We start from the raw sequence: 23,483 nt of genomic DNA, 5'->3' as shown, positions 1-23,483 counted from the left end.
CGCCGCCCCGGTGCCGCCCCTCCTGTCCGCCGTCGGTCAGAGGGGGACGTCCACGGGCGCAGACGGCCCGCGCCACACCGGATCGCCGGTCCGGCCGGATAAGGACACCTGGAATGCCGACGGCCCCGCGCCGGGTTCGACGCGGGGCCGGGACGAGGCGGAATCGGCGTTACCGGCCGGCGACCGCGACGGTGGGCTCGCCGGAGGCGACACCGGAGTCGCGCATCTCCTCGGCGATGCGCATGGCCTCCTCGATCAGGGTCTCGACGATCTTGGACTCGGGCACGGTCTTGATGACCTCGCCCTTGACGAAGATCTGCCCCTTGCCGTTGCCGGAGGCGACGCCCAGGTCGGCCTCGCGGGCCTCGCCGGGGCCGTTGACGACACAGCCCATGACCGCGACCCGCAGGGGCACGTCCATGCCCTCAAGGCCCGCGGTGACCTCCTCGGCCAGCGTGTAGACGTCCACCTGGGCCCGGCCGCAGCTGGGGCAGGAGACGATCTCCAGACCGCGCTGGCGCAACCCCAGCGACTCGAGGATCTGGGTGCCGACCTTGATCTCCTCGACCGGGGGCGCCGACAGCGACACCCGGATCGTGTCGCCGATCCCCTCGGCGAGCAGCGCGCCGAACGCCACCGCGGACTTGATGGTGCCCTGGAAGGCCGGGCCGGCCTCGGTCACGCCCAGGTGCAGCGGGTAGTCGCACTGCTCGGCCAGCAGCCGGTAGGCCTGGATCATCACCACGGGGTCGTTGTGCTTGACCGAGATCTTGATGTCGCGGAAGCCGTGCTCCTCGAACAGCGAGCACTCCCACAGCGCGGACTCCACCAGCGCCTCGGGGGTGGCCTTGCCGTACTTCTCCATGAGCCGCTTGTCCAGCGAACCGGCGTTGACGCCGATGCGGATCGGCACGCCGGCGTCGCCCGCGGCCTTGGCGATCTCGCCGACCTTGTCGTCGAACTTCTTGATGTTGCCCGGGTTCACGCGCACCGCGGCGCAGCCCGCGTCGATCGCCGCGAACACGTACTTGGGCTGGAAGTGGATGTCGGCGATGACCGGGATCTGCGACTTCTTCGCGATGATCGGCAGCGCCTCGGCGTCGTCGGCGCTGGGCACCGCGACGCGCACGATCTGGCAACCCGACGCGGTCAGCTCAGCGATCTGCTGGAGCGTGGCGTTGACGTCGGCGGTCAGCGTCGTGGTCATCGACTGGACGGACACCGGGGCGTCCCCGCCGACGGGGACGTTGCCGACCATGATCTGCCGCGATTTGCGCCGCCGCGCCAGCGGACGCGGTGGGGCAGCGGGCATTCCAAGATCGACGGACACGCGGTTTCACCTCGCCGGCCGCCGGGGTCGGCCGGCGGCGTCGTTTCGGGGTCAGAAGGACCAGGCGGCCACGCCGGGGCGCGGCGCCGTAACGGCGACGCGGGAGCTCGCCTCTGCGTCATCCGTTCGACTGCAAGGCTACCCGCTGCCGCCGGGAATCCGTGCCGGGATGACCAGGTTCAGGGCTTTACGGCCTGGAGGCTCCCGGCGGCACGCCGCGGTCACTGGATCAGCCGCACCGGGTTGAAGATGTCGGCGACCAGCAACATCAGGCTGAAGCACAGGAAGCACACCACGACGACGTAAGCGAAGGGCATCAACTGGGCGACGTCGAAGGGACCGGGATCGGGCCGTTTGAACAACTTGGCCCAGCCGCGGCGGACCCACTCCCACAGCGCGCCGAAGATGTGCCCGCCGTCGAGCGGCAGCAGCGGCAGCATGTTGAAGGCGAAGAGGAAGAGGTTGACGCTGGCCAGCATGTTCACCATGAACGCGATCCGGTCCATGACCGGGATGGGCTGGGCCAGGATCTCGCCCCCGATGCGGGAGGCCCCCACGATGCCCACCGGGGAGTCGACCTCGCGTTCGGCGCCGAGGAAGGCCGCCTGGAAGACGTCGGGCACCTTCGAGGGAAGCGTGATGATCGCCTCTCCGACGCCGATCGCCATGTCCCCCATGCGCGTGGCGGTCTGGGCCAGGCTGAGCGACTGGCGCTCGCTGGTGGGCTCGAACCCGAGGAACCCGGCCGGGACGGTCTCGGGTACGGCGCGCCCCTGCTCGTCGAGGACGGGGTCGCCGTTCTCGTCGAGCTTGAGGATCGTGTCACCGTTGGCGTCGCGGGCCACCACCCGGTTCTCGATGAGGTTGGCCGACAGGTCGATCCGCTCGCCGTCGCGCTCGACGGTGATGGTGGCCGGGCCGATGGTGTCGCGGATCTCGGAGCTGACGGCCTGCCAGGTGGGGGTCTCCTGGCCGTCGATCGCGACGATGCGGTCGCCGGGCAGCAGGCCGGCCTGCGCGGCGGGGGTGGGCTCGGCACCCTCGGCGCAGTCGCGTTCGGCGCTGTCGGCGGCCACCACGCACTCCTGGACCGCGCCGACGACGTTGGTCGGCTGCTGCACGCCGATGCCCATCATGGCGATGCAGAACAGCACGACCGCCAGGATCAGGTTCATCCCCGGGCCGGCCGCCATGACGATGAGCCGCTTCCAGGGGGCGCGCTGGTAGAACTGGCGGTTCTCGTCGCCCGGTTCCATCTCGACGTAGGACGCCTCGCGGGCGTCCTCGATCATGGCCCGCCAGCGCGACATCGGCTTGGCGGGGACGGCGTCGCCCTCCATCGCATCGGCGGTGGCCTCGACCCGCTTACGCGGCGGGATCATCCCCACCATGCGGACATATCCGCCCAGGGGAACGAGTTTGATCCCGTACTCGGTGTCCCCCCACTTCCGCGACCACAGCGTCTTGCCGAACCCGACCATGTACTGGGTGCAGCGGATGCCGAACATCTTGGCCGTGGCCAGGTGGCCTAGTTCGTGCCAGGCGATGGACAGCAGCAGCCCGAGGGCGAACACCACGATCCCGAGTGTGGTCAGTAAGGCGACCATGCGCGACTCCTCAAGCGGACTGAGCGATCAGCTCCCTGGCCCGGACCCGCGCCCACTCATCGGCCGCGTAGACGTCCTCCAGGGTCGGGACCGGCGTGGCCCCCGCCTCCCGATGCTCCGAGACTACCCGGGCCACCGTGTCCACGATCGAGGGGAAAGCGAGCCGTCCGCCGAGGAACGCGGCGACCGCCTCCTCGTTGGCGGCGTTGTAGACCGCCGGCGCGGTCCCTCCGACGGCCCCGACCTGGCAGGCGAGCTCCACCGCGGGGAAGGCCGTGCCGTCCAGGGGTTCGAACGTCCAGGTCTGGGCCGTGGTCCAGTCGATGGCCGGGCCCGCGCCGGGCACCCGCCGGCCGTCGTCCAGCCCGTGGGCGATCGGGATGCGCATGTCGGGCGGCCCCGCCTGGGCCAGGGTGGAACCGTCGCTGTACTCCACCATCGAATGGATCATCGACTGCGGGTGGACGACGACCTCGATACGCTCGAACGGCACGTCGAACAGCAGGTGCGCCTCGATGACCTCCAGCCCCTTGTTGACCAGCGTCGCGGAGTTGACGGTGATGACCGGGCCCATGCTCCAGGTGGGATGGTTCAGCGCGTCGGCCGGCGTGACGGAGGCGAGCTCGGCGCGCGAGCGTCCACGGAACGGCCCGCCGCTGGCCGTGATGACCAGCCGGCGCACGTCCCCCAGGTCCGCCTCGACCCGCCCCTGGGCCAGGCTGGTCAGCTCGGCGTCGGGCACGCGCGGGAAGCACTGGGCCAGCGCGTAGTGCTCGGAGTCGACCGGGACGATCTGCCCGGGCCGGGCCGCCGCGCGGACCAGCGGGCCGCCGATGATGAGCGACTCCTTGTTGGCCAGCGCGAGCCGGCGTCCGGCCCGCAGCGCGGCCAGCGTCGACTCCAGGCCGAGGGCGCCGGTGATGCCGTTGAGGACGACGTCACACTCCCATGCGGCCAGCTCGGCCACGCCCTCGGGGCCGGCGAGGACCTTGGCGCCGCTGCCGTGATCGGCGAGGGCGCGGGCGACGGCGCCGACCGCCCGTGGGTCGGCGACGGCGACGGCCTCGACGCCCAGCGCGGCGGCCTGCTGGGCGAGCAGGTCGGGGCGTCCGCCGCCGGCGGCCAGGCCGACGACCCGGAAACGGCCGGGGTTGCGGGTGACGATGTCGACGGCCTGGGTGCCGATGGAGCCGGTGGAGCCCAGGATGACGATGTCGCGCGGGCGAGGGATGGTCATGTCGTCGTCGAGACGTTCGGCGGTATGCACGTCTCCCATTGTCGCCCACCCCGGGGTCCTTCCCCCTCCTCTCCGGTGAGAAGCGCCGGAGTATAGGGGAATCAGCCCTCGAAGTCACTGTTCAACGCGGCTGCGACCGGCCAGGCTGGAAAGGTGCCTCCTGCCCTGCGACGGTCCGCGAAGTCCCCCATCGGCCGGACGACGTTGGTGACGCTCGTCTGCGCGTTCCTCGTCGCGGGGACGGCCTCGCCCGCTGCGGCCCACGCCCCGGCGCCGGCGAGCAGCGATCTCCCCTGCCTGGAAAGCCCCATCGTCGTGGAGCTGCCGCCCGAGGTCATGGACGCCAGCTCCGAGCGGGTGCGCTCGGGGACGGCCGAACCCCGCCCGCGCGCCCTGGGCCCGTTGGGGGAGCTCCTCTTGTTCCTCTCGCCACGGGAGTGCGACACGCCTGGCTGAGCCGGGCGGCCATCCGGGATTCCCGGGCCGTCCCGAGAGCGCTCCCAGGGACGGGAAGGGGCCGGCGCGACATCCACGAACACGACAACACAAACACAGGGTGATCAATCGATCACGCAAAGTATGGCAGAATCGCGAGCCATGACTTCCACCCTCGCTTCCAAGGTCCTGGGCCCACTCGCGGGGGCCGTCCTCATCACCACCGGCGTCACCACCGGGGCGCCCGCCTCCGCGGCCGACGCCGTCCCGCCCGCCGAGGGCGTCGTCCACCAGACGGCCGCGGCCGAGCCCTCCGGTCGGCGGACGACACTCGCCTACTGGACACCCGAGCGCATGGCCGACGCCGTTCCCCTGGGAGAGGTGCTGAGCGGAGCCCTCGGCGGCGCGACGCCCGGACGTCACCCCGCCGCCGCCGCGGCCCAGTCCACCGGGACACCCTGGGAGGGGGGCGGCCTGGTCACCTCCACCACCGGCAAGGTGTTCTTGACGCTGGACGGCAGCGACTTCACCTGCTCGGCCTCCGTGGTGCGGGCCGACAACCGCGACACCGTCGTGACCGCCGGGCACTGCCTCAAGGACGGCACCGGCTCGTGGGCCCGCAACTGGGTCTTCGTGCCCGCCTATGACGACGGCGCCGAACCCCACGGCCGCTTCCCCGCGCGCGAACTCCTCGTGCCGCCCGAGTGGGCGCGGCAGGCCGACGACAGCTACGACTTCGGCATGGCCGTGCTCGGCCCCAACAGCGAGGGCGCCCACGTCGCCGATGAGACCGGCACCCAGCGCATCGCGTTCGGCACCGGCAACAGCGCCGAGGTCCACGCCTTCGGCTACCCCTCGGAACGCCCCTACGACGGCTCGCGCCTGCACTACTGCGCCGGCCCCACCCGGCCCGACCGGCAGGGCACGACCGCCGCGGGGATGGCCTGCCGGATGACCGAGGGCTCCAGCGGCGGCCCCTGGCTGTCGGACTTCGACAGCTCGACCGGCACCGGCACGATCACCTCGGTGATCAGCTTCAAGTACTCCGACGACGCCGGCACCCAGTACGGTCCCCGCCTGGACGACGCGGCCGAACGGCTCTACCACAAGGCCCAGTCCCTGTAGTCCGCGGACCCCGGACACGCGAGGACCCGGGAGGGGCGACTCCCGGGTCCCGCACCGTCCCCCGCGGGGAGATCGACGGCGCCCCTATCAGAGGGTGACGCCCGTCATGACCATGACGCGCTCGTAGGTGAGGTCGTCCATCGCGGCGCGGACGCCCTCCTTGCCGACGCCGGACTTCTTCACCCCGCCGTAGGGCATCTGGTCGGCGCGGAAGGACGGGACGTCGCCGATGATGACGCCGCCGACCTTGAGCTCGCGGTGGGCCCGGAAGGCCACCTGGAGGTCGCGGGTGAACACGCCCGCCTGAAGCCCGAAGTCGCTGTCGTTGACCAGCGAGAACGCCTCGTCCACGCCGGAGACGCGCTGGAGGACCAGGACCGGCCCGAAGATCTCCTCGCGCACCACCTTGGCGTCGCCGGGGACCTCGGCCAGGACCGTCGGCGCGACGGTCACCCCCTCGCGCGTGCCGCCGGTGAGCAGCCTGCCCCCGGCCCGCACGGCCTCCTCGACCCAGTCCGCGACGCGGATCGCGGCGGCCTCGTCGATGAGCGGGCCCACCTCGGTCGCCTCGTCGGCGGGGTCGCCGGTGGGCAGCGCCTCGACCCGCTCGACCAGCTTGGCGGTGAACTCGTCGTAGACGGACTCGTCCACGATGACCCGCTGCACGCCGATGCAGACCTGGCCGGCGGAGTTGTTGCCGAACAGGGCGACACGCTCGGCCGCCCAGTCCAGGTCGGCGTCGCCCAGGACGACGGCCGCCGCGTTGCCGCCCAGCTCCAGCGTCACGTGCTTGTGCGGGGCGCGCTTTTGCAGCTCCCAGCCGAACTGGCCGCCGGTGAAGGAGATGACCGGCAGCCGCTCGTCGGTGATCAGGGAGGAGGCGCGCTCGTTGGGCATCGGCAGGACCGAGACCATGCCGCGCGGCAGGTCCGTCTCGGCCAGGATCTCGCCGAGCACCAGCGCCGACACCGGCGTGGCCGGAGCGGGCTTGAGGATGATGGGCGCGCCCACCGCGATCGCCGGGGCGATCTTGTGCGCGACCAGGTTGAGCGGGAAGTTGAAGGGGGAGATGCCGAGCACGGCGCCCTTGGGGACCCGGCGGACCATCGCGATCCGGCCGGTGCCGGCGGCGTCGGTGTCGAGCCGCTGTAGCTCCCCGCTGTCGCGGCGGGCCTCCTCGGCCGCCCAGCGGAACACCGACACGGCGCGTCCGACCTCGCCCCGGGCCCACTTGATGGGCTTGCCGTTCTCGGCCGTGATGATCTGCGCGATCTCCTCGGTGCGTTCGGCCAGCCGCCGGGACACGTGCAGCAGCGCCTCGGCGCGCACGTAGGCGGGCAGCGCGGCGGCCTCGTCGAGGACCGCGTGGGCGGCCGCGACGGCCTCCTCGATCTGGGCCTCGGTGGGGACCGAGACCGTCGCCACGACCCGACCGTCGTAGGGGTGGGTCACCGTGATCTCACTGTCGCCGGTCGCGGCGGTGCCGGCCAGCCAAAACGGACGCGTAGACATGTCTGTGACGCTACTGCCCGCACCCACGGAGTCCTTTGTCCGGTTCGTCCCATCCGGGCGGGACGGCTACTCCATCCCGGCCAAAGGGCGGCCGCCGCGGGGACGGCCGCCCCGCCCTCACTCCGCCGTCGAGGCGGCGCGGACGCCACGCCACCACCGCAGGACCCGGCCGAGAAGGTCCACGGGCTCCTCCCCGCCGTCCACCTCGGCGTAGCCCCCCTCAGCGTCGTCCTCATCGGCCGCCGGCGACCGCGGCGGCGCCTCGACCGCGGGAAAGCGCACCGGGAGCGACACCAGGCCGCGCACGAACAACTCCTCGCGCCAGCGCAGCTCCTCGGCCGGGACCGCGAGCCGGACCCCGGGCAGCCGCTCCAACAGGCGCTCCACGCCGACGCGGACGATCCGCAGCGCCAGCGACTGGGCGGGACAGCGGTGCGTCCCCACCCCCCACATCAGGTGCGCGCTGTTGTGCCCGGGGGGCAGAGCGGACTCGGCCGGCACCGCGCCGGCCCCCAGGCGGGGGTCGGCGTGGGCCGCGGCGAAACCGATGATGAGCGGCTCGCCCTCGGCGACGAGGGTGCCGTCGATCTCGACGTCGCGCGTGGGAAAACGCGCGGCGAGCATCTGCAAGGGGGGCTCGCTCCAGGCCACATGGTCGATGACCTCGTCCAGCAGCAGACCACCCGAGGCGTGGTCGCGCCCGATGCGGGAATCGGCCAGCAGCGCGCGCAGGACGTTGCCGAGCAGGTTGGCCGTCGGCTCGTGGCCGGCGCCGGCGAGGACGATGAGCTGGTCGGCCATCTCCGCGTCGCTCAGGGCCGCCTCGTGGGCCATCATCCGGCTCGGCAGGTCGTCGCCGGGGCGGACGCGCTTGCGCTGCACGAGCCCGACGAAGTAGTCGCGCATCCGGGCCACCGCCTCGGCCCCGACCGTGCCGTCGCTGGCCCACAGGCTGGCGGACAGGTGGCCGAGGGCGTGACCGTAGACGTCGCCGAGGCCGAACAGGCGGTTGACCAGCAGCGCCGGCAGCGGGGTGGTGTAGTCCCTGACGAGATCGGCCTCGCCCCGCTCGCAGAAGGCGTCGATGAGGTGGTCGGCGATCTCGGTGATGTCGCGGCGCACGCGCGCCTCGGGCACCTGGGCCAGGGCGTCGGCGATGGGGGCGATCAGCCGGGCGTGCTCGGCCCCGTCGGCGTACAGCGCGCTGGAGCGGTAGGCCATGGTCGGGCGCAGACCCGAGCCGAGCTTGCGCCGGCCGTCACGGATCTCGTTCCAGCGGCGGGTGTCACGCGAGTAGGTGGCCCAGTCCCGCAGGACTTCCAGGTTCTCCTCGTAACCGAGGAGGAGCCAGGCGGTCAGGTCCGGCTCCAGGCGGATCGGCGCGATCTGCCCGTACCGGGAACGCAGGTCCGCCCACAGCCTCGCACGCTCGGCGCTGGACACCTCGTAGATGGGCACGGGGGAGGATTCCAGGGGGCAACCGGAGGGAGCGGAGGGATCAAGGCTCACGAGACACGTCCTGAGGCAACGGGAAGGGGACGACGCGGTGAGAGTGAGACTAGCCTCACTCCGGCGTCCATGAGGAGAAGACGCGGAGCAATCATCCCGTCACTCTTCGCAGACAAGCGGGGCGGAACCGGATAGGTTACCGATGCGCGAGATCTCTTTGTCGCTTCTTAAGTCGATAGGAGAGGTACGTCCATGCCGATCGCCTCCCGCCCTTCCGCCCCCCGCGGGGCGCTCCCCGTCTTCCTCGCCCTCCTCACCGCGATCGGGGTGGCCGGCCCGCTCGCCGCCCCCGCCCACGCCTCCCCCACCGCCCCGGCAGCGGCCCCCGCCACGCCCGCAGCCTTCCCCCCTCCCCCCGGCGGGGTCGCCGACCTGCGCGCCGACATCGACACACTGCTGCGCCACTCGTCCCTGGAGGGGGCCGACTCCGGGGTCGTCGTGCGCGGCCTGGGCCGCGACGACCTCCTCTACGCCCACGCGGCCCGATCCCCCCTCGTGCCCGCGTCCACCACCAAGCTGCTGACCGCCGCCGCGGCGCTGGAGGTGCTCGGCCCCGACCACCGGTTCACCACCACCGTGGAGGCCGGCACCGCCCCCTCACGCGGGGTCGTCAAGGGCGACCTGTACCTGGTCGGCACCGGAGACCCCACCCTGACCCCGGCCGCCTACGACGAACTCGCCGCCGACATCGCCGCGGCCGGCGTCCACGAGGTCACCGGCGACCTCGTCGCCGATGACACCCGCTTCGACGACCAACGGCTGGTCGACGACTGGGAGGCCGACGACGAGCCCTACTACTACGCCGCCCAGATCTCGGCGCTGACCGTGGCCGCCAACGAGGACTACGACACCGGCGTCACCGAGGTGACCGTACGCCCCGGCCCGGCCGAGGGCGCCCCGGTGGCCGTCGACGTCGGACCGGCCACCGGCTACCTCGACGTCGACTCCGACGCCCGCACCGGCGCCGCCGGAAGCCCCGACACGCTGGAGGTGACCCGCGCCCCCGGAACGAACACCCTGACCGTCACCGGCTCGCTGCCGGCCGACGGCGCGGCGTTCTCGGGCCTGCGCACCGTGCACGAGCCCACCGACTACGCCGCGCACGTGTTCGCCCAGGCCCTCGCCGACCACGGGGTCGAGGTCCACGGCACGATCACGCGAGGCACGGCCCCCGCGGCAACGGCCGAACTCGCCCGACGCGAGTCGATGGAGCTGGCGGACCTGCTCGTCCCCTTCATGAAGCTGTCCAACAACGGGCACGCCGAGATCCTGGTCAAGGCCATCGGCCACGAGGCGGCGGGAGAGGGGAGCTGGGCGGCCGGACTCGCCGAGGTCGAGGCCGCGGCCGCCGGGATCGGGGTCAAACCGCGCGGGCTGCACCTCAACGACGGATCCGGGCTGTCGCGTTCGAACCGCATGACCGCCGCCTTCGTGGTGGAGCTGCTCGCGCAGGCCCGTGACGAGCCGTGGTTCGACGTCTGGCGCGCCTCCCTGCCCGTCGCCGGACACCCCGACCGCATGACCGGCGGGACGCTGGCCGGCCGCATGCGCGGCACCGCCGCCGAGGGCAACGTCCGGGCCAAGACGGGCACGCTCACCGGGGTCAGCGCGCTGTCGGGCTACGTCACCGCCGCCAACGGCGAGGAGCTGGCCTTCGCGGTCGTCAACAACGGCTACCCGGGGGCCGCCCCGCGTGGCGTGCAGGACGCGATCGCCGTCCGCCTGGCCGAGTTCTCGCGCTCCGGCCCCGTCCCCTCGTCGCTGTTCCCGGTGCCGCCCCAGGGGCCGTGGGACGGTGGGCGCCACGCAACGGAGGACCTGGAGTGCTCCTGGGCCGGCGCCTGCTGACCCGCGGCGCCGGAGCCGTTCCCCTCCCGTGGGCGGGACCACGGGAGGTCACCAGGTCTCGGCGACCACTTCCACCCTGCGGTCGGCCGCGCGGTCGCGGGGGGCTCCGGGGCCGCCCGCGGGCTGGTCGGAGCCGTGCGCGCTCACCTCGAACGTGACGTCGGTCCTGGTGAGCGCGTCGCGCAGGAGCGATTCGACCGTGCGCGCCCGCTCCATGGAGACGGTCCGGTTCACCTCGTCGGGACCGGTGTTGTCGGCGTGCCCGGCGACGCGCACCAGGGAGGCCCCCTCGGCCGAGGCCCGGGCGGCGAACTCCCGCAGCTCGCGTCTTTGGTCCGCGGCGAGCGTGGTGTGGCCGCTGGCGAACCACACGGTGGTGTCGGCGGCGATCGCGGGACCCGCGACCGCCGCCACCGCGCTGGGAACCCGCTCGGCTTGCTCGGCCGGCACCGTGACGGTACGGGCCGGGGGCTCGGCGGCGACCGGCTCGGTCAAGGTGGCGGGCCCGATGGCCAGCACCAGATAGGTCGTGACGAGCATCCCGATCAGGGGCAGTGTCGGGGCGAAGGGCCACAGGGCGGGCTCGCTCCACAACGGGACCCCCGCCACCGCGTGGGAGGCGGATCGGGGCCGGTGGGCTCGCTGTCGTCTCTTCTTCTTCTCGCGTCCTGCCACGCGAGGAAGAATAGAAAGAACGACGACCTCTTCCGGCCACTTTCGTGAAAAGGTTGCGCCGTAATCGGAGTCAGTGTTTTACCGTTTTGCGAATTGTCGGAATTCCTCCGCCCCCAACGCGCTTTTCCGCTCCCGGCGTACCTTTTCGGTCCGACGCAAAGCGAGGATCGCTCACAGCGTCGCCCCCGCCCCTCGGCCTCCCAGCGCCTCGTTGACACAGCGCAGGACCGGCGGGGCGGCCACCCGCCGCGCGTCCAGCCCGCTCACCCCCTCCACCACGAACGTGTGGCTCTCGCCCGGCAGCAGGGTGACCAGCGCGTCGCTCACCCGCGCCGCGCCGTCCAGCCGATCCGCGAAGAGCGTGACGTCGCGGAGCAGGGAACGCGCCGTGACCGACACCCGCGTCACGCCGTCGCCCACCTCCGTCCCGACCTCGTAGTCCGGCTCGGGCAGGGCCAGCTCCACGTCCTCGGCAAAGAACCACCAGGCCCGGTCGGTCTCCTCCCCCGCCACGACATCGACGGTGACCAGCTCCCGCGCCGGATCCCCGGCCCGCGCCACCGCGTCGGGCACGGCCAGGCGCAGCACCCCGCGCGGACCGATCCGGAACCCGGCCTCGGCCTCGGCCACGACCGCGCCGTCCAGGCCGCGGCGGGCCATGCGCACCCGGCCCTCCCAGCGCAGGGCGGTGTCGTTGCACACCACCACGCTCAGTCCCGCGCGGCCCGGATCCGCCTGCACGGTGACCAGCCGGTCCCGGTAGGCCCGGCGCAGCGCGTACCACAGCGGCTTGGGCCGGCCCGCGCCGTCAACCGCCGACCAGGAGGTCACCGGCCAGCAGTCGTTGAGCTGCCAGACCACCGCGCCCGTGCACAGCGGCCACTGGGCCCGGAAGTGCTCCACCCCCAGGCTGATGGCCCTGGCCTGGTTGACCTGGGTGAGGTAGTGCCAGTCGTCGAACCCCTTGACGGCCCCGAAGTGGGGGGCCAGCCCGCGGGCGAGCTTGCCGTCGCCGTCCTCGGCCTTCTGGTGGTGGCGGACGCCGGGCGAATCGGGGGCCAGTGGGTCGTCGCCGACCGCGGCCCGCAACGTGGCGTGGGCCGGGGGCGCCTGGAAGCCGAACTCGGCCACGAAACGCGGCCGGTAGTCGAGGTAGCCGGTGTAGTCGCGCCGGTTCCACACGTCCCAGATGTGCATGGGGCCGTGGTCCGGGTCGTTGGGGTGCACGTCGGAGCGCCCCGAGTAGGGGCTGCCCGGCCAGTACGGCCGGGTCGGGTCCAGCTCGGCCACGATCCTCGGCAACAGGTCCAGGTAGTACCCCTCCCCCCAGCTGCGGCCCGCCAGTTCCTCCTTCCACCCCCAGTCCTCGTGACCCCAGATGTTCTCGTTGTTGCCGTTCCACAGGACCAGGGAGGGGTGGGCGGCCAGGCGGACCACCACCTCGCGCGCCTCGGCCTCGACCTCCCCGGCGATCGGCTCCTCCTCGGGATAGGCCGCGCAGGCGAACAGGAAGTCCTGCCAGACCAGCACCCCCCGCTCGTCGCACAGCTCGTAGAAGTCCGAGCTCTCGTAGCGGCCCCCGCCCCAGATCCGCAGCAGGTTCATGTTCGCCCCGACCGCCTGGTCGATCCGCTCGGCGTAGCGTTCGCGGGTGACCCGGGCGGGGAAGCAGTCGTCGGGGATCCAGTTGGCGCCCTTGACCAGGACCGTCTCACCGTTGATCCGGAACGCGAACGGGGTCCCGTGGGCGTCGGGGCGGGTGTCGAGCTCCACCGTGCGAAACCCGACGCGCCGCCGCCACGTGTCGAGCTCGCCGCCGTCCCCGCCCAGGGACAGTTCCAGGTCATACAGCGGCTGGTCGCCGTGGCCGCGCGGCCACCACAGCCGCGGGGCCGGCACCTCCACCTCGACCTCGGCCCGGTTCCTCCCCGGCGCGACGGCGACCTCGCGCTCCTGCCCCGCGATGCGCGCGGTCAGGGTCAGCGGCACCCCGCCCCCCGCGTCGCTGCGCTCCACCTCGACGTGCAGGCGCACCAACCCCACGGCGCGCCCGCCGGGGCGGGAGGCGACCGTGATCTCGGGGCGGACCCCGGCCAGGCGCGCGGTGCTCCAGGCGTGCAGGCCGATGGGCTGCCAGATCCCCGCGGTCACGAGGGTGGGCCCCCAGTCCCAGCCGAAGTTGCAGGCCATCTTGCGGATGAACTGGAAGGGTTCGGCGTAGGCGGCCGGCCGGTGCCCGAGCCGCTCGCGCAGCCCCTCGGCGTAGCGGTAGGCGGAGCCGAAGGTGACGGCCAGCTCGCGGGCGCCGGCGCGCACCCCGGCCGTGACGTCGAACCGGTAGGAGCGGTGCATGTTGGCGGTGCGGCCCACCAGCCGCCCGTCCAGGCGCAGTTCGGCGACCGTGTCGAGCCCCGCGCAGACGAGGTCGATCCGTTCGGCCCGCGCCAGGGCGGCGACGTCCTCGACCCCGGGCAGAACGGTCGTGTAACACCAGTCCGAGCGGCCGATCCAGCCGAGCCGGGTCTCGTTGTCGTCGAGGTAGGGGTCGTCGATGAGGCTCGCGGCGAGCAGGTCGGTGTGCACGCACCCGGGCACCGTCGCGGGGACACCGCCCGGCGCGGTCACCGCCGCGGCCAGCTCCTCGGGGGGATGCGCGGGCGCGACGGCCCGCACGGTCCAGTTCCGGTCGAGGGGGACGTGGTCTGCCATGGCACTCCAGACGTCGAAGACGGGCGGGAAGGGACGCCGCGCCCCGGGGGCGCGGGGCGCGACGTCACGGTCTGCTCCTCAGGCGCGGGGGTCGGGACGGCACGGGCCGCCCTCGCCGTCCCCCGCGCACCCCACGAAGTGGCCCGCCTCGACCTCCACCAGCGTCGCGGAGCCGTCACCGGCGCCGGCACGGCCGTGGACCGGGCAGCCGCCGTCGTCGGCGGGCAGTTCCGCGTCGGCCTGCGCCCACGTCCGGTGCAGCCGCGGGACAGAGGAGAGCAGGCGCCGCGTGTAGGGGTGCAGCGGGTTGGTGAAGACCCGGTCGGCCGGCCCCGACTCGGCGATCGCCCCCCGCCGCAGGATCACCGCCGTGTCGCTGACGTAGTTGCCCAGCGACAGGTCGTGGGTGACGAACAGGATCCCCATGCCGCGGGCCTTGAGGTCGGCCAGCAGGTTGAGCACGTCGATCCGGGTGGAGGCGTCGAGCATGCTGATGACCTCGTCGGCGACCAGCAGCCGGATGTCCAGGAGCAGCGCCCGGGCGATGAGGATCCGCTGGAGCTGCCCCCCGCTGAGCTGGTGCGGGTACTTGCCGAGGACCTGGGCCGGGTCCAGGCGGACGACCCGCAGGGACTCCTCGATCCGGCGCCGCCACTCGGCCTCGCCCACCTCCGGGAAGTACTCGGCCCTGATCAGGGCGAAGACCCGGTCGGCCGGGAAGACCGGGTTGAAGGAGCTGAACGGGTCCTGGAAGACGCCCTGCACCCGGCGGTAGTACTCCTTGTGCGCGCGATGCCCGCGCAGCCCCGCCACATCGGTGCCCTCGAAGGTGATCGCACCGCCGGTGATGGAGGTCAGGCCGAGCACCATCTTGCCGATCGTGCTCTTGCCGCTCCCGCTCTCGCCGATGAGCGCGACCACCTGGCCCGACCGCACCTCGAAACCGACGTCGCGGACGGCGTGCAGCCGCTCCCGGCCGAAGGAGCCGACCCGGTAGACCTTGGAGACCCGATCGAGCCTGAGCATCCGCCTCACCCCGCCTTCCAGCAGGCGGCCCAGTGGCCGCGGTCGACCTCGACGAACGGTGGTTCCTGGTCGCACTTGTCGAAGGCCAGAGGGCAGCGCTCCCGGAACCGGCACCCCCTCGGAGGGTCGAGCAGCCCCGGCGGGCTGCCCGGGATCCCCTCCAGCCGCCGCTCGGCGTGGGTGACGCCGACCTCGGGCAGCGAGGAGATGAGCATGCGGGTGTAGGGATGGCGGGGACCGTTCACGACCGCTTCGGCGGTCCCCTTCTCGACCGGTTTCCCGGCGTACATCACCATGATCGTGTCGGCGATCTGGTTGACCAGCGAGATGTCGTGGGACACGAAGATCATGCCGGCCAGGTAGCCGCGGTCCCGGAATTCCACCAGGGTCTGGGCGACCGCGCGCTGGGTGGACACGTCCAGCGCCGAGGTGACCTCGTCGGCGATCAGCAGCGACGGGTCGAGCAGGGTGGACAGCACCATGACCACGCGCTGCTTCATGCCGCCCGACAGCTCGATCGGGTAGCGCCGCAGCACCTGCCCGGACAGGCCGACCAGATCCAGGCGGCGGAGCAGTTCGGCCCGCACCGACGCGGGACGCACCCCGCGCGACTCCAGGAGCTCGTCGATCATCCGGCCGATCCTGCGGGTCGGGTTGAGCGCGCTCATCGCATACTGCGGGATCAGCGACACCCGGTGGTAGCGGAAAGGCGTCATCGCCGCCTGGTCGCCGATCGGCAGCTCCTCGCCGTCCAACCGGACGGTGCCACGGACGTGACGCATCCGCGAGTCCATGCGGATGAGGCTCTTGCCCAGGGTGGACTTGCCGCTGCCGGACTCGCCGACCAGGCCCATGATCTCGCCGTCGGCCATGGTGAACCCCACGCCCTCCAGGGCGTGGACGTCACCGCGCAACGTCCGGTAGTGGACGGTGAGGTCGGATACTTCGAGGCTCACGCCGCTCACGTCTCCCTCAGTCGCGGGTTGAAGACCTCGTCCAGGCCGACGTTCATGATGTACAGCGACCCGACGATGGCCGTGATGCCGAGGCCCGGCGGCACGAACCACCACCACATGCCCAATTGCAGGGCGCTCCAGCTCACCGCGCTGTGCATCATCAGGCCGAGCGAGACCCCCTGGGTCGGCCCCAGGCCGATGAAGTCCAGCCCCGCGGCGATGAGGATCGCCCCGCCGAACAGCAGGATGAAGGTCATGAACAGGTAGGAGCTCATGTTGGGCGCGATCTCCCGGAAGATGATCGCGTGCGCGCGCCGCCCGCTCAGCCTGGCCAGGTCGACGAAGTCTCGGGTGGCCAGCGAGAGGGTCTGGGCCCGGATGGCGCGGGCCGCCCACGGCCACGACGTCAAGCCGATGAACAGCGACTGCACCAGGATCCCGCGGGCCTCCAGGTAGGCGGCGGCGATGATCAGGACCACCATGGCCGGCAGCACCAGCACGATGTTGGTGATCATGTTGAGGACCTCGTCGACCAGCCCGCCCCGGTAACCGGCCACGAAGCCGACCACCATGCCCACAAGCGCCGCGATCCCGCCGCCGAGCAGGCCGACCAGGAAGGTCGAGCGCAGCCCGTGGACGAACTGGGCGAAGACGTCCTGGCCGAAGTTGGTGGTACCGAACCAGAACTCCGCGGAGGGCGGCTGGGCCTGGGGGCCGACATAGGCGTTGGGGCTGCCCCCCAGGAAGGGCGGGACCGCGAGGGCGGCGACCAGGAGCACCGCGACGACCACCGCCCCGGCCAGGAGCTTGGGGTTGCGCAGGGCGAAGTAGACGGTCTCGTTCCCGCGGCGCGGCGCCCCGACCGCGGCGGCCTCGCCCGGGCCGGCGCCCACGCCCTCTCCGGGCACCGGCCCGCCCGGGACCTGCTGCGCGCTCATGCGGCACCTCCCTGCATCTGGACCCGCACCCGCGGGTCCACCAGGACGTAGACGACGTCGATCACGAAGTTGGCGATCAGCACCCCGAGGACGATGAACAGGAAGGCGCCCTGGAGCAGGAAGAAGTCACGGTTGTTCAACGCCTCGAGGATGAGGTTGCCCAGTCCCGGATAGGAGAAGACGATCTCGGTGAGCAGGGCGCCGGCCACGATCGTGCCGAGCTGCAACGCCAGGCCGGTGAGCTGGGGCAGCAGCGCGTTACGGAAGGCGTAGCGGCGGACCAGGCGACGCGGCGCGCCCAGGGCCTCCAGATAGCTGGAGTAGTCCGCCTCCAACTCGTAGATGATCATGTTGCGCATTCCGATCGCCCACCCGCCGAACGCGACGAGGAACAGCGAGAGGAACGGCAGGAACCAGTGCAGCACCAGGCTGGAGACGAAGGCCCACGACAGCGACGGCTGCAACGCGAACCCGTAGGCCCCCGCGGTCGGGAAGATCCCCGCGACGATCCCCAGGCTCCAGGCGAGCAGGATCCCCAGCCACATGTAGGGCGTGGCGGTGAGGAGGTAGCCCACCGGCAGCACCGTGTTGTCCAGCCACCTGCTGCGCGCGGCGAACGCGCCGAACTTGTTGCCGGCGATCCAGCTCAGCAGGATCGCCGGGACGAGCAGCCCGAGGGTGTAGGGGACGGCCCCCAGGATCACCTCCGAGACCGGGGTGGGAAACAGCCACACGCTGGTGCCCAGGTCACCGCGGAGCAGGGAGCCCCAGAAGTTGAGGTACTGCTGCCACACGGGAAGGTCCAGGCCGAACAGCGAGGAGTAGTAGGCGCGCATCGCCTCCAGGGCCTCGGCGTTTCCCACCGACGCCCGGGCCAGCATGCTGCGCACGGGGTCCCCCGGCATGAACCGCGGGATCATCCAGTTGATCGTCACCGCCACGAAGAAGGTCAGGGCGTAGACGAAGAGCTTCCTGCCGAAGTAACGCCACACGGGGTCCTCCTGGAAACGCGGTCCACGGCCCCGCTCCCGTCCCCCGAGGGGGTGGGGGACGGGAGCGGAACGGGGCGGGCGCCCCGGCCGCGGCGACCGCGGCGGGTCAGGCCGCCGGCTCGATCTCGGTGAGGGTCAGGATCGCGCCGAGCTGGTTGTAACCGCGCCACGTGGTCGGCATGTGGTCGGGCGTGTCCTCGGCGGAGGAGGGCCAGTTGGTCCAGGTCCCGTTGTTGACCTGCGACCACAGGCCGTTGTACCAGAGGGGGATCGCCGGCATCTCGGTGAGCTGGATCTCCTGGAGCCGGGAGATGATCTCCCGCATCCCCTCGCGGTCCTCCACCGGTGTGCGGGCCAGTTCCTCCACCAGCTCCCACGCCTCCTCGTTCTCGTAGCGGCCGAAGTTGACCGTGGTCTGCCGTTCCTGGATCGGCAGGCGGAAGAGGTAGTCGTAGTAGACCCACGGGGTGTTGCTGATCTGGCGCTCGTTGTTGATGAGCATGTCGAAGTCGCCGCTCTCCCGGGCGTCCTGCAACGCCGCGTCGTCGGGGAAGTCGGCGTTGAGGTTGATGCCGACCTCCTTGGCGCCCTCGCTGATGATGCGGATCGCCTCCATCCAGTCGGTCCAGCCGGAGGGGACGATGATCGTCAGGTCGATCGGGTCGCCGTCGGGGGTCTCCACCATGCCGTCGCCGTCGGTGTCGGAGTAGCCGGCCTCCTCCAGGATGCTCCTGGCCTCGTCGGGGTCGTGGGAGAAGCCGTGCTCCTCGACGAGGGCGGTGTCGATGTAGTCGTCCCAGTTGGGGAGCAGGCCGGTGGGGTCGGCCGCCTCGACCAGGTTGCTGTAGGGCCCCTCGACGATGCGCTGCATGTCGATGGAGTGCGCCAGCGCCCGCCGGAACCGCGCGTCGTCCATCGGCGCGCGCTCCAGGTTCATCACCAGCCAGGCGGTGTTGGCCGCGAGCATGTAAGGGGGCTCGGGGTAGTAGCTGGTGATCTGCGGGTTGCCGGTGATGGTCCGGTCGACGCCGGGCAGGAAGTTGTTGCTGATGTCGATGTCGTTCTGGGTGAGCAGCCCCAGCGCGGTGTCGTTGCTGGAGTTGACGATGTCGACGATGTAGGTGGGCTTGACGTCGAGGTCGAGCAGGTCCCGGGCCCACCAGTTCTCGTTCTCGGCCCAGACCATGCGGTCCTCGTCATGGGTCTCGTAGAGGTAGGGGCCGGTGCCGACGGGGTTCTCGTTGGCCCCGGAGCTCACCTCCTCCTCGGACCTGTCGGCCCACAGGTGTTCGGGCACGATCGCGTTCATGTAGATCCAGTTGGCCCACTCCTGGTGGCGCGGCTCGGAGAAGGTGAGGCGGACGGTGTGGTCGTCGACGGCCTCGACCTCCTCCAGCCAGTTCCACAGGTTGCTGTAGGGGACCGAGTCCATCTGCCCGAGCTCGATGGTGAAGACGACGTCGTCGGCGGTGAACGCCTCGCCGTCGGACCATTGGACGCCTTCGCGCAACCGCAGTTCGTAGGTGTCCTCGCCGGTCCACTCCCCGCTCTCGGCCAGCCAGGGGATGTACTCGTCGGCGAGCGGGTCGTAGAGGAAGAGGGTCTCGTAGGCGTAGCCCACGGTGCCGGTGGCATACGTCCAGTTCATGATGGGGTTCCAGTTGGAGGGCGGCCCCCACTGGGTCCCGGTGGTGTAGAGGGTCTCGTTCCTGGGGTAGGCGCCGGCGCCTCCCCCGCCACCGCCGCCGCCGGTGCAGGCCGTGGCCGCCATGCCGACGGCCAGGAGCGCGGCCGCCAGTCTCGTCCGATTCAGCATTTCGGCTCTCCCTCCTCCGCGCCGGGGTGGGCGGGAGGTTCTTCAGGGGGCAGGAGACCGGCCCGTCCCCCGGTTCGACGCCGGCGTGCCTGCTCCCCAACCGCGGTCCGAGTTCGTGTGGTCACTCCGCCACCAACGTCTTGAGAGCGCTCCCATATGGTCGGTGGAACTTCGACTTAAGCGGATAAGTTGAAGTGAGTGAAACATGGGGCCGCAACCGCGTCAATGCACCCGCGGCCCCTCGTTACCCCTCTGTAACCCCCCTGGTCCGCGCGAGGGGCCCGGTGCTGCCGCGGGGGACGAACTCCGCCGCCGGAGTGGCCTGGTCGGCCACCCGCCGCCCGGCCACGGCCTCGATGATCATCCGGGCCGCCCGCCGGCCGTGTTCCGCGACGTCGCGGCCGACCGCCGTCAACGCGGGACGCACCAGCCGGCACAGCACCGAATCGTCCCAGGCGACAACGGACAGGTCGGCCGGGACCGCCACCCCCATCTCCTGGGCCACCCCGAGCCCGGCCACCGCCATCAGGTCGTTGTCGTAGACCAGCGCGGTGGGCCGCTCCCGGGCGGCCAGCAGCCTGCGGGTGGCCGTGGTCCCCCCCTCGCCGGTGTAGTCGGTGTGCACGATCTCGGCCGTCTCCACCCCGAACTCCGCCGCCGCCGCGACAAAGGCGGCGGAGCGCGACGCGGTGTGCGCGAACTCCGCGGGGCCGGCCACCCGGACGATCCGGCGGTGCCCGAGGGCCCTCAGGTACTGCACCACCTCGCGCATCGCGGCACCGTCGTCGGAGTACAGGCAGGCAAGCCCCCCGGCGCCCTCGGGGCCGCCGACCACGATCGCCGGCAACCCCAGCTCGGTGACGGCCGACACCCGCACGTCGTCCACGCGCAGGTCGAGGAGGAGCACCCCGTCCACCCTGCGCTCGGCCGACCAGCGGCGGTAGGTGGCGATCTCGGTGTCGATGTCCTCGCAGACCTGGAACAACAGGGCCGTGCCGCTCAAGGCGAGCTCGCTTTGCACACCGGAGATCAGCTGCATGAAGAACGGTTCGACGCCGAGGACCTGGGCCGGGCGGTCGACGATCAGGCCGATCGCGCCGACCCGCCCCTCCGAGAGGGCGCGCGCCGCCGTGCTGGGCGCCCACCCCATCTCGGCCGCGATGGCCAGGATGCGGGCGCGCGTGGGCGCGGAGACCCCGGGCCGCCCGTTGAGGGCGTAGGAGACCGCCCCCGTGGACACGCCGGCCGCCTTGGCGATGTCGACGATCGTTGGGCGCCGCGCCCTCACCATTGACGGACTCCGCTCAGTTAATCGTTTAAGTACATGTCCAGAGTAGCAAGTCCCGGTTCGTCCGGTTCCCCTCCACGCGGCCGGCCGGCGCCACCGCGTGGTGACGCCGGCCGGCCGCCCTCCCTCACACCTCGACGCGCACCCGCGCGCAGCCCTCGGCGACCTCGATGAGGACCCCCTCGGCGGTGGGGACCGCCCGGGCCTCGCCCTCGGTCACCCGCGCCGCCGCCACCCCCACCAGCACCGCCTTCCAGGCGGGCAGACGTTCGGCGTCAGCGCGGAGGGTCACGACACCGTTCCCGGCGTCGGTGTGGAAGACCGCGGCCACCCCGCCCCGGGCGTCGGGGATCACCGTGCGCCGCCGCGTCCCGGAGTCGGCCGCGCCGTAGACGCGCAGGGTCACCCCGTCGAGGTAGTCGTAGTCGGGCCGGTCCTGCACCGCCCCGACCGGCAGCACCGCCCCCGGGCGGACCAGCAGCGGCAGCGACCCGTGGTCGTGGGTCTCGCGCCGCCACGCCGGTCCCCGCACGGTCGCCCCGCTCATCAGGTGGGTCCACTCGCCCTCGGGGACGTAGTACTCCACCACCCCCTCCGCGTCGAACACGGGGGCGACCAGGAGGTCGTCACCGAGCATGTACTGGGTGTCGAGGTGGTGGCAGGTGGGATCGTCGGGGAACTCCAGCAGCATCGCCCGCATCATCGGCGTGCCCTGCTCGTGCGCCTGGACCGCCGCCCGGTACAGGTAGGGCATCAACCGGCACTTCAACCGGGTGAACGTCCGGGCCACCTCGACCGACTCCTCGTCGAAGGCCCACGGCACCCGGTAGGAGCGGCTCCCGTGCAGCCTGCTGTGCGAGGACAGCAGGCCGAAGGCGAGCCACCGCTTGAACAGGCCCGGGTCCGGGGTCCCCTCGAACCCGCCGATGTCGTGACTCCAGAACCCGAACCCCGACAGCCCCAGCGACAGCCCGCCGCGCAGGCTCTCGGCCATCGCCCCGTAGGTGGAGGCGCAGTCGCCACCCCAGTGGACCGGGAACCGCTGTCCCCCCGCCGTCGCCGAACGGGCGAACAGCACCGCCTCCCCCTCACCGCGCACCTCGCGCAGCAGCTCGAACACCGTCTCGTTGTAGAGGTGGGTGTAGCGGTTGTGCATGCCCTCGGGGTCGGAGCCGTCGGCCCAGCGCACGTCGGTGGGGATCCGCTCGCCGAAGTCGGTCTTGAAGGCGTCGACGCCCATGTCGAGCAGGACGCGCAGCTTGTCGGCGTACCAGCGGCGCGCCGGCGCGCTGGTGAAGTCCACCAGCGCCATCCCCGCCTGCCACATGTCCCACTGCCAGACGGTGCCGTCGGGTCTGCGCACGAGGTGCCCCAGCCGCGCCCCCTCCTCGAACAGGGCCGACCGCTGGGCGATGTAGGGATTGATCCACACGCACACGCGCAACCCGCGCTCCTTCAGGCGGGCCAGCATCCCCTCGGGGTCCGGGAAGACCTCGGGATCCCACACGAAGTCGCACCAGTGGAACTCGCGCATCCAGAAGCAGTCGAAGTGGAAGACGCTGAGCGGGATGTCGCGCTCGGCCATCCCGTCGACGAAGGAGTTGACGGTCGCCTCGTCGTAGGAGGTGGTGAACGAGGTGGACAGCCACAGCCCGAAGGACCACGGCGGCGGCAGGGCCGGCCGGCCGGTGAGCGCGGTGTAGCGGGCCAGCACCTCCTTGGGGGTCGCGCCGTGGATGACGTAGTAGCGCAGCGCCTGGTCCTCGACGCTGAACTGGACCCGGCCCACCGCCTCCGAGCCCACCTCGAAGGAGACCAGGCCGGGATGGTCGACGAAGACGCCGTAGCCGCGGTTGGACAGGTAGAAGGGGACGTTCTTGTAGGCCTGTTCGCTGCTGGTGCCGCCGTCGGCCTGCCAGATGTCGACGGTCTGACCGTTGCGGACGAGCGGGGTGAACCGCTCGCCCATGCCGTAGACGAGCTCGCGCACCCCCAGGGAGAGCTGGGCCAGCATGTGGTGGGCGCCGTCGGCGGTCTCCACGAACCCGGTTCCGCGCTCCTCGACACTGGTGAGCGTGCGCCCGCCCGCCCGGAATTCCAGCCGCCAGGGCCCCTCGGTGGCCACCCTGAGGGACAGCTCCCCGCTGTCCAGCTCGACCACGCCGTCCTCCCGGCGGACGCTCGGGGCCACGGCCGGATCGGCGGTCACGTCGAAGGCCGGATGGGGGCGCACCCCTCCGGCCAGGTGGACCACCTGCACCCCGATCACCCCGGGGGCCGGCGACCAGCAGTCGACGGTGAGCAGTGGCGCGTTGAGGGTGTCGCCGCGGTGGGTGACCGCGCGGACGGGAGCGTGGAGGGTGATCCTGTCGTCGAGGACGCGCACGTCGCGGACCTCGCGCGCGTAGTGCGCGCGCGTTCCCGCGCGCATCTGCCAGAACCCGTCGGTGAACTTCATCGGCCGCCTCCGTGGGGGTCGC

At 72.0% G+C, this 23,483-nt stretch carries 17 protein-coding genes; 3 read left to right on the top strand and 14 right to left on the bottom strand.

Features of this window, described 5'->3' with window-relative positions; genetic code table 11:
* Positions 1–169 precede the first annotated feature (169 nt).
* From ispG to dxr, 3 genes are all read right to left on the bottom strand, one after another.
* A complete protein-coding gene (ispG, locus tag ACYVHU_RS25440) occupies positions 170–1,330 on the bottom strand; it encodes a flavodoxin/ferredoxin-dependent (E)-4-hydroxy-3-methylbut-2-enyl-diphosphate synthase (RefSeq protein WP_498949696.1) in 1,161 nt (386 codons plus the stop codon).
* A gap of 221 nt (positions 1,331–1,551) precedes the next feature.
* The gene (locus ACYVHU_RS25435; protein WP_498949694.1) at positions 1,552–2,937 is read right to left on the bottom strand and encodes a M50 family metallopeptidase; all 1,386 of its coding nucleotides are present in this window, start codon (positions 2,935–2,937) and stop codon (positions 1,552–1,554) included.
* Between the two features lie 10 nt (positions 2,938–2,947).
* On the bottom strand, positions 2,948–4,174 hold the full coding sequence (gene dxr / locus ACYVHU_RS25430) for a 1-deoxy-D-xylulose-5-phosphate reductoisomerase (RefSeq protein WP_078764025.1): 1,227 nt from the start codon (positions 4,172–4,174) through the stop codon (positions 2,948–2,950).
* Between the two features lie 153 nt (positions 4,175–4,327).
* On the opposite strand from dxr, the gene ACYVHU_RS25425 reads away from it, so the two are divergent.
* Both ACYVHU_RS25425 and ACYVHU_RS25420 read left to right on the top strand, forming a co-directional pair.
* Positions 4,328–4,630 carry a hypothetical protein gene (locus ACYVHU_RS25425; RefSeq protein ID WP_144390296.1) on the top strand — a complete coding sequence of 101 codons (303 nt, stop codon included), beginning with the start codon at positions 4,328–4,330 and terminating at the stop codon, positions 4,628–4,630.
* 141 nt (positions 4,631–4,771) lie between these two features.
* Complete coding sequence (locus ACYVHU_RS25420) at positions 4,772–5,734, top strand: trypsin-like serine peptidase (RefSeq protein WP_078764014.1); 963 nt, start codon at positions 4,772–4,774, stop codon at positions 5,732–5,734.
* A gap of 87 nt (positions 5,735–5,821) precedes the next feature.
* Here ACYVHU_RS25420 and ACYVHU_RS25415 read toward each other — a convergent pair whose 3' ends face one another.
* Positions 5,822–7,246 carry an aldehyde dehydrogenase family protein gene (locus ACYVHU_RS25415; protein WP_078764013.1) on the bottom strand — a complete coding sequence of 475 codons (1,425 nt, stop codon included), beginning with the start codon at positions 7,244–7,246 and terminating at the stop codon, positions 5,822–5,824.
* Positions 7,247–7,363: 117 nt separating this feature from the next.
* Entirely contained in the window at positions 7,364–8,755 is a 1,392-nt protein-coding gene (locus ACYVHU_RS25410; RefSeq protein ID WP_078764012.1) for a cytochrome P450 family protein, read from the bottom strand.
* Between the two features lie 192 nt (positions 8,756–8,947).
* Here ACYVHU_RS25410 and dacB point away from each other — a divergent pair, with 192 nt between their 5' ends.
* Complete coding sequence (gene dacB / locus ACYVHU_RS25405) at positions 8,948–10,603, top strand: D-alanyl-D-alanine carboxypeptidase/D-alanyl-D-alanine endopeptidase (protein WP_078764011.1); 1,656 nt, start codon at positions 8,948–8,950, stop codon at positions 10,601–10,603.
* Between the two features lie 48 nt (positions 10,604–10,651).
* Here the strand turns inward: dacB and ACYVHU_RS25400 are convergent, their stop codons facing one another.
* The 9 genes from ACYVHU_RS25400 to yicI all read right to left on the bottom strand — a co-directional run bounded on the left by ACYVHU_RS25400 (position 10,652) and on the right by yicI (position 23,461).
* Complete coding sequence (locus ACYVHU_RS25400) at positions 10,652–11,278, bottom strand: OmpA family protein (RefSeq protein ID WP_432936513.1); 627 nt, start codon at positions 11,276–11,278, stop codon at positions 10,652–10,654.
* Positions 11,279–11,449: 171 nt separating this feature from the next.
* Positions 11,450–13,987 (bottom strand): glycoside hydrolase family 2 protein, encoded by a 2,538-nt coding sequence (locus ACYVHU_RS25395; RefSeq protein WP_498949693.1) that lies wholly within the window; start codon positions 13,985–13,987, stop codon positions 11,450–11,452.
* A 78-nt stretch (positions 13,988–14,065) separates the two neighbouring features.
* The gene (locus tag ACYVHU_RS25390) at positions 14,066–15,013 is read right to left on the bottom strand and encodes an ABC transporter ATP-binding protein (RefSeq protein WP_078764008.1); all 948 of its coding nucleotides are present in this window, start codon (positions 15,011–15,013) and stop codon (positions 14,066–14,068) included.
* 5 nt (positions 15,014–15,018) lie between these two features.
* Positions 15,019–15,969: an ABC transporter ATP-binding protein gene (locus tag ACYVHU_RS25385; RefSeq protein WP_432936518.1), complete on the bottom strand. Its 951-nt coding sequence runs from the start codon at positions 15,967–15,969 to the stop codon at positions 15,019–15,021.
* Positions 15,970–15,974: 5 nt separating this feature from the next.
* Positions 15,975–16,907: an ABC transporter permease gene (locus ACYVHU_RS25380; protein ID WP_498949692.1), complete on the bottom strand. Its 933-nt coding sequence runs from the start codon at positions 16,905–16,907 to the stop codon at positions 15,975–15,977.
* Positions 16,904–17,899, bottom strand: a complete 996-nt coding sequence (locus ACYVHU_RS25375; RefSeq protein WP_498949691.1) for an ABC transporter permease — start codon at positions 17,897–17,899, stop codon at positions 16,904–16,906. Before ACYVHU_RS25375 ends, ACYVHU_RS25380 begins: the two co-directional genes overlap by 4 nt.
* Positions 17,900–18,005: 106 nt before the next feature.
* Positions 18,006–19,715, bottom strand: coding sequence for an ABC transporter substrate-binding protein (locus ACYVHU_RS25370; RefSeq protein WP_498949690.1), 1,710 nt, complete (start codon positions 19,713–19,715; stop codon positions 18,006–18,008).
* Positions 19,716–19,959: 244 nt separating this feature from the next.
* Positions 19,960–21,006, bottom strand: a complete 1,047-nt coding sequence (locus ACYVHU_RS25365; protein WP_498949689.1) for a LacI family DNA-binding transcriptional regulator — start codon at positions 21,004–21,006, stop codon at positions 19,960–19,962.
* A 124-nt stretch (positions 21,007–21,130) separates the two neighbouring features.
* Entirely contained in the window at positions 21,131–23,461 is a 2,331-nt protein-coding gene (gene yicI / locus ACYVHU_RS25360) for an alpha-xylosidase (protein ID WP_498949688.1), read from the bottom strand.
* Positions 23,462–23,483 lie beyond the last annotated feature (22 nt).

The sequence above is a fragment of the Marinactinospora endophytica genome (assembly GCF_054780875.1).
The sequence above is the reverse complement of the archived record's forward strand: the minus strand, read 5'-3'. Positions and strand labels throughout refer to the sequence as shown.

Excerpts from the sequence above, each read along its gene's own strand:
- ACYVHU_RS25435 (WP_498949694.1), bottom strand. The coding sequence starts at position 2,937 with ATGGTCGCCTTACTGACCACACTCGGGATCGTGGTGTTCGCCCTCGGG.
- dxr (WP_078764025.1), bottom strand. The coding sequence starts at position 4,174 with ATGACCATCCCTCGCCCGCGCGACATCGTCATCCTGGGCTCCACCGGC.
- ACYVHU_RS25420 (WP_078764014.1), top strand. The coding sequence starts at position 4,772 with ATGACTTCCACCCTCGCTTCCAAGGTCCTGGGCCCACTCGCGGGGGCC.
- ACYVHU_RS25415 (WP_078764013.1), bottom strand. The coding sequence starts at position 7,246 with ATGTCTACGCGTCCGTTTTGGCTGGCCGGCACCGCCGCGACCGGCGAC.
- dacB (WP_078764011.1), top strand. The coding sequence starts at position 8,948 with ATGCCGATCGCCTCCCGCCCTTCCGCCCCCCGCGGGGCGCTCCCCGTC.
- ACYVHU_RS25395 (WP_498949693.1), bottom strand. The coding sequence starts at position 13,987 with ATGGCAGACCACGTCCCCCTCGACCGGAACTGGACCGTGCGGGCCGTC.
- ACYVHU_RS25390 (WP_078764008.1), bottom strand. The coding sequence starts at position 15,013 with ATGCTCAGGCTCGATCGGGTCTCCAAGGTCTACCGGGTCGGCTCCTTC.
- ACYVHU_RS25380 (WP_498949692.1), bottom strand. The coding sequence starts at position 16,907 with ATGAGCGCGCAGCAGGTCCCGGGCGGGCCGGTGCCCGGAGAGGGCGTG.
- ACYVHU_RS25370 (WP_498949690.1), bottom strand. The coding sequence starts at position 19,715 with ATGCTGAATCGGACGAGACTGGCGGCCGCGCTCCTGGCCGTCGGCATG.
- ACYVHU_RS25365 (WP_498949689.1), bottom strand. The coding sequence starts at position 21,006 with ATGGTGAGGGCGCGGCGCCCAACGATCGTCGACATCGCCAAGGCGGCC.
- yicI (WP_498949688.1), bottom strand. The coding sequence starts at position 23,461 with ATGAAGTTCACCGACGGGTTCTGGCAGATGCGCGCGGGAACGCGCGCG.